The sequence below is a fragment of the Bacillus cereus group sp. MG1 genome, assembly GCF_040460035.1.
Taxonomy (GTDB): domain Bacteria; phylum Bacillota; class Bacilli; order Bacillales; family Bacillaceae_G; genus Bacillus_A; species Bacillus_A cereus.
In genome coordinates, this window is record NZ_JARVGY010000001.1 from 636,263 (window position 1) to 647,967 (window position 11,705).

Genomic DNA, 11,705 nt, shown 5'->3' on the forward strand with positions numbered 1-11,705 from the left:
TGATGATTCATTTTATAATGCACCCTCTTTAATTTTCAATTGCTGCGTTGCAAACTCACGATACATATCATGCGTCTGTAATAATTCATCATGCGTACCACTACCTGTAAGATTCCCTTTTTCAATAAAGACAATTTTATCTGCATCTACAACAGTAGAAAGTCTATGCGCAATCACTAACGTTGTTCTGCCTTTCATTAAGTTATTTAACGCTTTTTGAACGACAGACTCAGATTTACTATCTAAGCTTGAAGTCGCCTCATCTAGCATAAGAATTTGCGGATTTCGAAGTAACGCTCGGGCAATGGCAATTCGCTGTCTTTGTCCCCCAGAAAGCTTCACACCGCGTTCTCCAACTTCTGTTGCATAACCGTTTGGTAAGTCATGAATAAATGCATCAACATATGCCATTGCTGCTACTTTTTCAATTTCTTCATCCGTTACTTCGCCCTCGACGCCATAACAAATATTATCACGAATTGTTCCATCAATTAACGGACTATCTTGTGATACGTAACCGATTTGACGTCGCCATGACTGTAATGAATAACTCGTAATTGATTCTTCCCCTAATTTAATGGCGCCACTAGTTGGCTCATAAAAACGTTCCAATAATGAGAATAAAGTTGTTTTCCCACTACCACTTGGTCCTACAATCGCTGTCACTTTTCCAGATTCAATTGTGAAATCAATATTTTTCAAAACTTGCTCTTCTTCGTTATACTCAAAATGTACATTTTCAAGAACGATCGGTTGCTTAGCATTTGTCACTTTCACACCAGTTTCATGATCTTCTACTTCATATTCTAAAATCGTACTAATTCTTTCCGTTGCACCAATTGCCTTTTGGAATTGTGTAAAGAACATAGATAATTGACTCATTGGCATTACAATTTGAACTAAATACAAAATAAACGCTACAAGTTCACCGGTTGTTAATGCACCGCTAGAAACTCGCATCCCGCCATACCCTACGATAATAACAAGTAGTGCCATTAAAACAAACGACATAACTGGCGAAATTAATGCTTGCACTTTTCCTTCTTTCAAACCAAATTGTAATAACTTTTGTATACCTGTATTACCCGTTTCATATTCTCTCTTTTCTGTATTTGAAGATTTCACTAAACGAATTTCTGATAACACTTGCGTTAACACACTTGTAAAAGATGCAGTTTCATCTTGAAGTGCTTTTGAAATCTTATACATTTTTCGTCCAAGTGGAACTAAAATTAACACAGACAACGGAATAACCGTTAAAAGTAACGCAGTCATTTTCCAATCTAAAACAAATAATACAATTAACGATCCAACAATTGAAATACCACCTGTTAATAAGTTTGACAAATGCTCAGAAATTAACGTTTTCACAACACCTGTATCATTCGTCATACGGCTAATCGTATCACCTGTTCTATTTTGATCGTAATAAGATACCGGCAAGATAAGTACCTTTTTCCACAAACGTTCTCTTAGTCCCGCTACAATCTTCTGCCCAATATAATTTAGTAAATATATAGACAACCCTGCCGCAATAGTTTGCATTACAAAGAAAGCAATTAACCCAACAATTTGTCCTGCACTAATTGAAGAAAGCGAAAAATTATCTACTAATCCTTTTGTCAGCATAGGAATAAATAAACTCGCTCCCGTAGAAAGCAAACTCATTAACAACGCAAAAACTAAAATTCCTTTCGGAGGATTTGTATCTTGAATAAGGCGTAAAAACTGCCTCCAACTCCCTTTTTTCTTTATTTCATTTCTAACTTCCATTCCTGTTCATCTCCTCATGTTAAACAAAACTGTTCTTTCTAAAATTAGAATACGATACAAATGTAAACTGAATGTAAACACACTTTTTCTATTTTTACAAAATATACATAAAAACTCATCTTTACAACAGATATAAACATCTGATATTATTACCTGGTACTTAATATTATTCTATGTAAATTATAGATAAATAATTTAAAACACGATATAAATCTCCAGTTAGTGAAAGGAGTATCCTTTTTGCAAACAAATATACATTCTGAAAAGGAAACAATTATTTTTATTCATGGATTAGTTGGCAATCGTCGCGCCTTCAAAAAAGAGCAAAAACGATTTTCTGCCTCCTACAACATTATAACTTATGACTTATTAGGTCACGGTGATGATAAAGGAGAAGCAATCGACTTTTCATTACAGCGCCTCGTAGATCAATTATTAAACTTATATGAACAAGAAGGTATTAAAAAAGCACATATTTGTGCGCTAAGTTACGGCTGTTACATCTCTACAATTTTTGCACAAATGCATCCAGAAAAGGTATTAAGTATTTGTCATATTGGAGGACATTACAATAACCCTTCTCGTTTATATAATGTATTTCAAAATTTTTGGGAGAAGCGAGGAGATGAATACTCTAAATGGCTCTCTCAATACGCAAATACTATTTTTCCAAGCGGTATATTAAAAGCAAATCCGTTCGCAGTCATTTCAAGAAATATTTACTACCGTTTCGGATTACAATTACATTCATCCATAATTGCCCAGTCATTACGACATCGGTTAGAATTCGATTTAAAATCTAAATTAAAATCACTTCCTCACCCTATACTATGGGTAATGGGAGAGCATGATCATCTCTATAAATCTTGTCTATTTGATTTGAAATCTATTTTGCCTAACGTTCTATATAAGGAAATACCGTTAGCGGGACATGCAGCGAACTTATTTCGTCCTAACTATTTCCATGACTTATATGATCGATTTTTAAATGGAAAGTTAAAATAAAAACTATTAAACTTCCAATTTATTCAACTATAAAAAGGCTTCCCAAGTTTCCTTGGAAAGCCTTTTCTCTATACGAAAAGTATATAAAACTACTTTTTCTTAGTATGCTTTTGTGTAACCTAATAGGTGCTTGCTCCAGTAAGAGTTACTTACAGAACTAATACGTACACCAGTTGCATCTGTTTCTGCACTAATGAACTGACCGTTTCCTAAGTAAACACCCATGTGAGAAGGACCTGATTTATAAGTATTTTGGAAGTATACTAAATCACCTGGTTGTGGATTGCTAGTTTTTGTTTTAGAGCTCCAGTATCCAGCAACTGTTTGACGAGCGCCTTTATGACCAGTTTGATTTAATACGTAGTGAATGAATCCACTGCAGTCAAAACCAGCAGGTGTTGTACCAGCAGTTCTGTATGGTGAACCATTTAAAGATCTAGCGAATCCAGCGATTGAAGATGTATCTCCACCTGTTGTTGGTTTTTGTACGTCTTTACCTGGTTGTTGAACGTTATTTGTAACATTATTGTTATTTGTAACGTTGTTTACTCCGCCTTTTACAAACTTAACGAAGTCTGCACTTACGTAACCTGTGCGGCCGTTATGGTTAATTTTGTACCAACCATTTTCAGCACCAGTAACGTTTAATACTTTACCATTTGTTACTCCACCGATTACAGCGTTGTATGTAGCTGGGCCTGTACGTACTTTTAAAGCACCAGTGTTAACAACATAAGAACCACCAGTTTGAACTGTTGTAGTATTGTTGTTTGTAGTTGGTTGTTGTGTTTCGTTAGATACAGCAGAACCACCTTTTGTTACGAAGTCTTTGCTTACGTATCCAGTTCCACCATTGAAGTTGATTTTAAACCAATCTTGTACTTCACCTACAACTTGTACTGTTTTACCTTTGTTTACAGAACCTAATACTGTATGAGATGTACTTGGGCCTGTACGTACGTTAAGTGAAGAAACGTTTACTGTGTAAGTACCTGTTCCTTGTTGAACAGTCGTTCCTGTTTTGCCACCAGTCGTTACGAAGTCACCACTTACATAACCTGTTTGACCATTTACGTTTACTTTGAACCAACCATTTTCTTGTCCAACTACTTGTAGCACTTGGCCTGATTTTACTTTAGAAATAACGTTATGTCCTGTACCAGCACCTGAACGAACATTTAATACATCAGCAGTTACTGTGTATTTTAATTCAGAAGTTGTTTCTACAGTTTTTGTTTCAGTTACAGTCGTTTGAGTTTGAGTTTGTCCATTAATTTCTTTTAGCGCTTCATTTGAAACTTGTGCATGAGCAGAATCCATTCCTGGAACTGCAACGCCAGCTACAGAAGCTGCTGCTAAACCTGCAATTACTTTTTTCATAAGTTGTCTTTACTTCCTTTCCCTACTATCCTCTTAAAAAAAACTAAAACTTTAATACTTTACAATATTATCAAAGTAAAATATTCATCCAGTTCCATTTTTTAGCAAGAGTTTTATTTTTCACACAGAGTTCATTTTAAATGAACAAAGTGAAATCCGTGTGAACTTCATGTGAACTTTATCATTAAACACAGTGTTTTTGCAATGGTTTTTTCAAATTTCTTATATATCGCATGAAAATTCGACATTCTATTTAATATTTTAATATAAAATATCCCTTTTCTATCTATTATAAAAAATTCTATTAACCTAATACAAACTCAAGTATGTATTTCCTTATAAAGCTCCTTACATGAAGTATACTTTCATCATGACAAAAATCACTCTATTTATCAATAGTATAATATTTTTAGAAAACTAAATTTCTATACTATCTACAATTTTGAAATAATTTGACGAATTGTAAGATTTATTTCACAAAAGCCATTTCTCCTTTAAAGAAAACACACACTATATCAACTGTTCTCTTTTTCTTATAATGGAATTTATAGGATATTTATAGGATATTTATAGGATATTTATAGGATATTTATAGTATTATATACATATCTTAATAAACAAGAATTTTAGCGAATTAATTAAAGTTTCATTCCCTTATAAAATGAAACTTTAATCAGGAAGGGTTTTATACATCCTCCGCTAATTATTAACCCTCACCACTCGGGCTGCCCATTAATGCGGAGTTTTATTGGAATAAAAAGAGGAGGCATATTTGTGAGAAATATAATAGATGATCCAATACAAAAAAACATAGAGCTATACTATGCTTTTATTCAATTCGTTTCAATGATAACATTACAAAAAGTATCAGCTATTGAAACACGTAAAAACGAATTAAAAAATCAGATGAAAAATGCCGGACAAAAAAACCCTTATTACGTATAAAAAAAGGTGAACAGGTTATATTCCTGTTCACCTTTTTAAATTATTTATAAATTTTCACACGGTCCTCTAGCGGTTGGAATTCTTTTTCACCAGCATGTACTACCGGTTTACCAAATGGCATTTGTGCAATAAGTTTCCAATTCTCTGGAACATCCCACTCTTTTCTCACTTCTTCATCAATTAGCGGATTGTAATGCTGTAACGTAGCACCAAACCCTTCAATTTCTAAAGCTGTCCAAATTGCAAATTGTAACATTCCTGATGATTGCTGAGACCAAGTTGGGAAATTATCTTTATATAATGCAAAGTTAGCTTGAAGGCTTTCCACTACTTCACTGTCTTCAAAATATAAAACCGTTCCATAACCACTTTTAAATGCATTCATTTTTTCTTCAGTAGGTGCAAAGTTATTTTCAGGTACAATTTTTCGTAACGTTTCTTTCGTAATATCCCATAATTTATCATGTTGTTCTCCTAATAAAACAACAACGCGAGCACTTTGAGAATTAAAAGCTGAAGGTGTATGTTTTACAGCATGATAAATCACTTCTTGAATTTTCTCATCAGAAACTACTTGCTCTTTACTAATTGCATAAATAGATCTTCTGTCTTCAATTGCTGAGTAAAAATCTTTTGCCATCATAATTCCCTCCAATTTTCAATTGAGGCTATTTTATATGTATATATCATATTACGCCCCTCAAACTTATTATTAATAAGCTTATAACTTTATAATATCACAGCAACAAACAAACTCAAATAATAACACTTATATTTAGAAGCTTTTTCCTTTTTAAAATAAAAAGACTGTTTGTTGTTATCTAAAATTAGTAACAACAAACAGTCTTACTTATGTAGCGATCTAGATTCGTATTTTACTTACTTAATTAACTAATCCAAATGCATACGACATTAACTTATTTGTCTCTGTAAAACGTTTTGTTTTACTGGATGTCCCCATGACCACTGTAATAATTCGATTATCACCTTGCTTTGCAGTCCCAGTAAAACAGTATCCTGCACTATCTGTAAATCCAGTCTTTAGTCCGTCCATTCCTTCTATATATAAACTTTTATTATTTTTGTTTAACATGTCGTTTGTGCTTATAACATTAATATTATTAAATGCTAGCTGACTTTGGCGTAAGTGAGTCACTTCTAATATTTCCGGATAATCTTTTATAAGATGATACGCCAATTGTGCTACATCACCAGCCGTCATTTTTGTTTCACTTCCATCTGGCTCTTGTAATCCAGAAGCATTTGCAAATTTAGCATGTTCCGACATTTTTAACTGTTTCGCTTTTGCATCCATAAGCTGAACGAAATCTTTCTCCGATTTTGCCATATGTTCTGCTAAAGCCACAGCCGAATTATTAGCTGACTCAATCATTAATGCATGATATAAATCTTTAACAGTTAATGTGTCATTAACTTGTACTGGGATTCTCGCTCCTTCTGTTTGTGCCGCCTTCGCACTCATTTTTACTGGATCTTCCCAGCGAACTTTCCCGTTATGTATACTCTCTAGTAAGAGATACGCTGTCATCATCTTAGACATACTAGCCGGTGCAAAAGCTTCATTTTCATTATATTGATAAATAATATCTCCATCACTCGCATCGATAATCATAGCTGCTTTTGCGTTAATTTCTGGTGGGATGTACTTTGGCGGGACTACTTTTTTAGTAAATCCTGCTTTAGGTAGTTCTGCCACTTGCAAAGGTTGTCCCTCTACATTCGCTATGCTCTTTTGATTTCCTTGGAATAAGAACCAACATATCCCTAAAATAATAACTAATAGGACTGTCATCCTTCCCCATTTTAACCGATTCATTTCAAAACTCCTTTAGCAAACCTTTTATACACTTACATTTAACCTTAACAACAATTCCTTTATATAGTCAAGGTAAAAGGTATATTTATTCATATACAGCAATGATTATTTTAATTTATTTATGTTAAACTTACAATATTGAAACGTAAGAATATTCAATAATAAAATCTCGTAAATAAAGCGAAACTTTAATCAGCCCCACCAATTGGGCTACCCGTCAAATAGCGAGATAAACTATTTAATAGAAGGGATTCATACAAATGCTACTTCCAAAATCATTAAAATACGGAGACACAGTTGGGATCTACTCCCCTTCTTCACCAGTAACCTACACTTCTCCAAAAAGATTTGAACGAGCAAAATCTTACTTACAACAGAAAGGGTTTCATATATTAGAAGGTTCATTAACAGGTCGATATGATTTTTATCGTTCTGGTAGTATACAAGAGCGTGCTGAGGAACTAAATGTCTTGATAAGAAATCCTAATGTTTCTTGTATTATGTCAACAATTGGTGGGATGAATTCAAATTCAATATTACCTTATATTGATTATGATGCTTTTCTAAAGAACCCTAAAATAATGATTGGGTATTCAGATGCAACTGCTTTATTACTAGGAATTTACGCCAAAACAGGAATCCCTACATTTTATGGACCAGCTCTCGTCCCTTCCTTTGGCGAATTTGAACCTTTTGTTGATTGCACATACAAATATTTTGCTGAAACTTTACTACATGATCATTCTCTTCCTTATCATATAAAACAACCATTATTTTGGTCAGATGAATTTATTAATTGGGAAGAAAAGACGAAGGAGAAAGAACTTCGACCAAACGATTGGATTTCAGTAATTGATGGAAAAGCTACTGGGCGTATTATTGGCGGGAATTTAAACACGATACAAGGAATTTTGGGTAGCCCCTATATGCCACATATTCAAGAAGGCGACATTCTCTTTATTGAGGACAGTTCAAAAGATGCAGCTACTATTGAAAGAAGCTTTTCATTACTTAAAATTAACGGTGTATTCGATAAAATTTCAGGTATCATTCTTGGAAAACACGAGCAATTTGATGATTGTGGTACCAACCGAAAACCTTTTGAAATACTATTAGAAGTACTTCAAAATCAAAGAATTCCTTTTCTAGCTGACTTCGATTGTTGTCATACACATCCCATGATTACCATACCTATCGGTGTTCAAGTAGAGTTGGATGCAACAAATAAAACGATACATATTGTAGAACCTTGGAAAAAATGAATTCATAGATAGCTTCTATTGTTTTACAATAAAAGCCATGATACTATATAATTTGGAATGTGAAAGGTTAAACAAAATACGTTCCAATATATATCATTAGAAAAATTAGGTATAAATATATATTTATATGCAAAAGAGAGTGAATAAATGAAACCAACTATTAAAAATTACGTATTTTTACATGTAGCTTTTTTGATATATTCTATCATTATGGTTTACATGAAATGGGCAGCTAAATTCCCCATTGCTTCCATCTCATTTTTTGTTGCTTATTTCGGACTAGTTATACTTTTATTCGGATATGCAATTTTATGGCAACAAGTAATTAAACATTTCGAAATTTCAAAAGCATATTCACATCGCGGAATTATTATACTGTGGTCAATGCTTTGGTCAGTATTTCTATTTGGAGATACTATTCAGTGGAATCATTTACTTGGTGCAGCTATTATTATCGTCGGGATTGTGGTGGTGACAAAAGATGAATAGTTATATGTTATTATTTATTTTCGGGATAATTTTAGCTAATTACTCACAAATATTATTAAAAAAAGCTACTTTGCAACAATACGATTCTAGAATAAAAGAATATGTGAATCCTTATGTTATTATCGGCTACTCTTTATTTGTAATTAACGCCGGATTAAATGTTATCGCCATGAAGGGCATGGCATTAAAACAAGCATCAGCATTAGAATCCTTAAGTTATATCATCATATTAATTTTTGGTTGGTATTTCCTAGGAGAAAAAATAACGAAACGTAAACTCATCGGCAACATGATTATTATCGTTGGTGTAATCGTTTATTGTATCCAATAGTAAAAAGCTCCGTTTATCACAAACGGAGCTTTTTACTATTGACCTAAATTTTGCACTTTATCTTTCAAATCTCGAACTTGATCTACCGTCTGCATAAGCTCAGAGTTTTTAAATTGCTCTACATCCACTTTGCCTTCTTCTATCTTTGTCTTCGCCGTATCAATTAACGTATTTAACTTTTCGTTATATCCGACGATTTGTTGATGAAGATCCTTTGCTACATCAGGTGGCGTTAATTCATTGAATGCGGGTATATCTTGTTTAATTTCACTAAGCTTCGTTTCTAATTCTTTTCGAGCCTCGCTATCATTAACGGCCTTTTCTGCTAATGCTGGTGCATCATTTGCAAATGCACTTATTTCATTTACATAGTCTGTCGCCTTTTGAGCATAATCTATGGAGTTCTTTCCTTCTTCCACTATTGAACATCCCATTAAACCAATTGAAACTATGAATACTAATACAATTGATTTTATTTTCATTTTAGACCCCCTTCGTCCTTATAATTGTCTGTAATTTTCTCTATACATAACTTCTAGCTAAATTGTTTATAGCCTTTTTCAAATAGCTATTTACCCTCTTACATGCCCTATTATCGTTACAACATCTATTTCTATATGCACGCTTATAATATCTTCAATTATATCCATATACCCTTGTCCTATAGCTGTTCCATAGTGTAATGTAAGCCCCTTCTTTTCATACACTGACTTTGGCACTGAAAAAATAAATCTCCTCAAATTTCTTTCATCAGCTGGTTCCATAATTAAAACAATCCCATCCTCATCAAACATATACGCTCGCCCTCCAACTTTACATTCACTATGGCTCAGTATTGCCTTGGTCAGCAAAATTTAAAACATAATAAGTTAAGATACACTCTGCTCTATCATAAAGTGAAACTTTAATTAGCCCTCACCAGTCGACTCTTTATCGGCAAATAGCGGGATAAAAATAAAAAGCATTCATTCTTTTTTGTTAAGAATAAATGCTTTTTAAAAAATCAATTTCTAACTCTAACATCTTTTTTTGACGAGGTTTTACTTTCCTTACGGGAACTCCAGCGTAAATATACCAATCATCTAAACTCTCTTTTACCATACTCATCGCGCCGACTGCCGTACCTTCTCCTACAATTACATTTGGAAAAATAATAGAATTAGCACCAATAATCACATGTTTTTTTAAAATAACTTTTTCTGCTTTCACATTCCTATATTGATTCGGGACGGTTGGCCCCATTAATGTATTTCCACTGAAATCATCAAGTACTGCATATACGATTGTTTTAGCTGAGATGTTTGCAAAATCATGCATTTCAATCCCAACTTCCCCTCCATATAACGCTGTATACGCTGATATGTGCGAATAACTTCCAATTGTGATTTTACCACTTAAAATGCAAAAATCATCAATTCTTACATGATTGCCAACTGATATAGCACTCGGATTATATATACTTGCTTTTTTACTAACCAATACATTTTTCCCAACAGATAAAAATCCAATTTTCTTTAGTTCTTCTTGACTATAAAAACTATTCATCTACCGACACCACCTTCTGCTCTAAACAGATTACAATTTGCTCTACTAGTTCTTTCGTCATCCCTTCCCATAAAGGTAAACTTACAATTCGTTTTGCTATTTTATTCGTTTTTGTTAAATCTGTCGACTTATAGTTTTTAAAAAGAACTTGTTGGTGGCAAGATGGTGAAAAGTATAATCTAGCTTCTATTTTCTGTTTTTTCAGTTCTTCAATTACTTGTATGTTGCGAACTTCTTCTGGACAAATGATAGGCATAAATTGGTGAATAACTGCTTCTGTCTTTTGGACTTTCCACCCTTTTTTCATTAACCCAGTATTTTGTAACAACTGTTTATACCATTCAGAAATACGGGTACGTTCTTTTAATTTTTGATCCCACTTTTTTATAGTCGCAATCCCAATAGCTGCTGCGTATTCAGACATTTTACAATTAAACCCCATCATCGTACATTCACGATTTTTATCAAATCCGAAATTCCCCATTCTTTTAATACGTTGTATATCTTCTTCGTTTTTACTATATATGAGCCCTCCTTCACCAATTCCGAATGGCTTTGTTGCATGAAAGCTATATACGATCATTCCACTAAAATCTTGACCGTAATGCATCCCTCCATTCATTAATCCAAATCCCGGCGCCGCATCTACGACAACCGGAATCCCCTTCTTCTCTAATTCTTCATATTCTTCTAAGTTCATCCATGATCCAAAAGTGGCGTACGGGACAACAATCGCAACCTCTTCTTTTAATTCTTCTATCTTATCCAAAAGTACGGTTTTATCCATATACCAATCATCTATTGAAATATCAATAAAGTAAGGTTCCAATCCACACCAAATAGCGGCTAAGGCAGTCGCAGGGAATGTAAAGCTAGGCATGAGAGCATACTTTCCCTTTCTTCTTTTCTTTAGTTGAATAGCCGCCATTAACCCTAACGTTGCGTTTGCTACTGTTGTAACAGCTCCCCTGTTTTGAAAAAATGACGACATAATTGTTTCCTCAAAACGTTGATTTATAGGTCCATAATTCGTATATATGTGAGATGTATCAATTTCCTTCAATTCGTCCAAATACTCACTTACAGGTACAGTTGAAGCACGTAAAAAAGGAATATTCTCCATATCTATTCCTTCCTA

13 protein-coding genes are annotated in these 11,705 nt (G+C 33.6%); 5 read left to right on the forward strand and 8 right to left on the reverse strand.

The features are described 5' to 3' along the window. Positions 1-12: 12 nt before the first annotated feature. Complete coding sequence (locus QCI79_RS03105) at positions 13-1,773, reverse strand: ABC transporter ATP-binding protein (protein WP_000453861.1); 1,761 nt, start codon at positions 1,771-1,773, stop codon at positions 13-15. A gap of 240 nt (positions 1,774-2,013) precedes the next feature. On the opposite strand from QCI79_RS03105, the gene QCI79_RS03110 reads away from it, so the two are divergent. After that, positions 2,014-2,778 carry an alpha/beta fold hydrolase gene (locus tag QCI79_RS03110; protein WP_001194306.1) on the forward strand — a complete coding sequence of 255 codons (765 nt, stop codon included), beginning with the start codon at positions 2,014-2,016 and terminating at the stop codon, positions 2,776-2,778. A 99-nt stretch (positions 2,779-2,877) separates the two neighbouring features. Here the strand turns inward: QCI79_RS03110 and entFM are convergent, their stop codons facing one another. Continuing rightward, the gene (entFM, locus tag QCI79_RS03115) at positions 2,878-4,158 is read right to left on the reverse strand and encodes an enterotoxin EntFM (RefSeq protein WP_000755525.1); all 1,281 of its coding nucleotides are present in this window, start codon (positions 4,156-4,158) and stop codon (positions 2,878-2,880) included. 774 nt (positions 4,159-4,932) lie between these two features. On the opposite strand from entFM, the gene QCI79_RS03120 reads away from it, so the two are divergent. Further along, positions 4,933-5,103, forward strand: a complete 171-nt coding sequence (locus tag QCI79_RS03120) for a hypothetical protein (protein WP_001244279.1) — start codon at positions 4,933-4,935, stop codon at positions 5,101-5,103. A 40-nt stretch (positions 5,104-5,143) separates the two neighbouring features. Here QCI79_RS03120 and QCI79_RS03125 read toward each other — a convergent pair whose 3' ends face one another. Both QCI79_RS03125 and QCI79_RS03130 read right to left on the reverse strand, forming a co-directional pair. Continuing rightward, positions 5,144-5,746 carry a nitroreductase family protein gene (locus QCI79_RS03125; RefSeq protein WP_001987122.1) on the reverse strand — a complete coding sequence of 201 codons (603 nt, stop codon included), beginning with the start codon at positions 5,744-5,746 and terminating at the stop codon, positions 5,144-5,146. A gap of 240 nt (positions 5,747-5,986) precedes the next feature. Then, the gene (locus tag QCI79_RS03130) at positions 5,987-6,940 is read right to left on the reverse strand and encodes a D-alanyl-D-alanine carboxypeptidase family protein (protein WP_001080874.1); all 954 of its coding nucleotides are present in this window, start codon (positions 6,938-6,940) and stop codon (positions 5,987-5,989) included. 260 nt (positions 6,941-7,200) lie between these two features. Between QCI79_RS03130 and QCI79_RS03135 the strand changes: the two genes are divergently transcribed. The 3 genes from QCI79_RS03135 to QCI79_RS03145 all read left to right on the forward strand — a co-directional run bounded on the left by QCI79_RS03135 (position 7,201) and on the right by QCI79_RS03145 (position 9,022). Then, entirely contained in the window at positions 7,201-8,202 is a 1,002-nt protein-coding gene (locus QCI79_RS03135; protein WP_000926335.1) for a S66 family peptidase, read from the forward strand. A gap of 147 nt (positions 8,203-8,349) precedes the next feature. Further along, positions 8,350-8,691 (forward strand): EamA family transporter, encoded by a 342-nt coding sequence (locus QCI79_RS03140; protein ID WP_000805125.1) that lies wholly within the window; start codon positions 8,350-8,352, stop codon positions 8,689-8,691. Continuing rightward, positions 8,684-9,022: an EamA family transporter gene (locus QCI79_RS03145; RefSeq protein WP_001089868.1), complete on the forward strand. Its 339-nt coding sequence runs from the start codon at positions 8,684-8,686 to the stop codon at positions 9,020-9,022. Before QCI79_RS03140 ends, QCI79_RS03145 begins: the two co-directional genes overlap by 8 nt. A gap of 35 nt (positions 9,023-9,057) precedes the next feature. Here QCI79_RS03145 and QCI79_RS03150 read toward each other — a convergent pair whose 3' ends face one another. From QCI79_RS03150 to QCI79_RS03165, 4 genes are all read right to left on the reverse strand, one after another. Next, positions 9,058-9,504, reverse strand: a complete 447-nt coding sequence (locus QCI79_RS03150; RefSeq protein ID WP_000695229.1) for a DUF6376 family protein — start codon at positions 9,502-9,504, stop codon at positions 9,058-9,060. Between the two features lie 90 nt (positions 9,505-9,594). Beyond that, positions 9,595-9,816, reverse strand: coding sequence for a hypothetical protein (locus QCI79_RS03155; protein ID WP_000459099.1), 222 nt, complete (start codon positions 9,814-9,816; stop codon positions 9,595-9,597). Between the two features lie 184 nt (positions 9,817-10,000). Further along, positions 10,001-10,567 (reverse strand): acyltransferase, encoded by a 567-nt coding sequence (locus QCI79_RS03160; RefSeq protein ID WP_001084184.1) that lies wholly within the window; start codon positions 10,565-10,567, stop codon positions 10,001-10,003. Then, positions 10,560-11,690: a DegT/DnrJ/EryC1/StrS aminotransferase family protein gene (locus tag QCI79_RS03165; RefSeq protein ID WP_000427968.1), complete on the reverse strand. Its 1,131-nt coding sequence runs from the start codon at positions 11,688-11,690 to the stop codon at positions 10,560-10,562. The genes QCI79_RS03160 and QCI79_RS03165 overlap by 8 nt, the downstream gene beginning before the upstream one ends. Between the last annotated feature and the right edge of the window lie 15 nt (positions 11,691-11,705).

Bases quoted from the DNA above. Each gene is read 5' to 3' on its own strand.
- QCI79_RS03105 (WP_000453861.1), bottom strand. From the start codon at position 1,773: ATGGAAGTTAGAAATGAAATAAAGAAAAAAGGGAGTTGGAGGCAGTTT.
- entFM (WP_000755525.1), bottom strand. From the start codon at position 4,158: ATGAAAAAAGTAATTGCAGGTTTAGCAGCAGCTTCTGTAGCTGGCGTT.
- QCI79_RS03125 (WP_001987122.1), bottom strand. From the start codon at position 5,746: ATGATGGCAAAAGATTTTTACTCAGCAATTGAAGACAGAAGATCTATT.
- QCI79_RS03130 (WP_001080874.1), bottom strand. From the start codon at position 6,940: ATGAATCGGTTAAAATGGGGAAGGATGACAGTCCTATTAGTTATTATT.
- QCI79_RS03135 (WP_000926335.1), top strand. From the start codon at position 7,201: ATGCTACTTCCAAAATCATTAAAATACGGAGACACAGTTGGGATCTAC.
- QCI79_RS03140 (WP_000805125.1), top strand. From the start codon at position 8,350: ATGAAACCAACTATTAAAAATTACGTATTTTTACATGTAGCTTTTTTG.
- QCI79_RS03145 (WP_001089868.1), top strand. From the start codon at position 8,684: ATGAATAGTTATATGTTATTATTTATTTTCGGGATAATTTTAGCTAAT.
- QCI79_RS03150 (WP_000695229.1), bottom strand. From the start codon at position 9,504: ATGAAAATAAAATCAATTGTATTAGTATTCATAGTTTCAATTGGTTTA.
- QCI79_RS03155 (WP_000459099.1), bottom strand. From the start codon at position 9,816: ATGTTTGATGAGGATGGGATTGTTTTAATTATGGAACCAGCTGATGAA.
- QCI79_RS03160 (WP_001084184.1), bottom strand. From the start codon at position 10,567: ATGAATAGTTTTTATAGTCAAGAAGAACTAAAGAAAATTGGATTTTTA.
- QCI79_RS03165 (WP_000427968.1), bottom strand. From the start codon at position 11,690: ATGGAGAATATTCCTTTTTTACGTGCTTCAACTGTACCTGTAAGTGAG.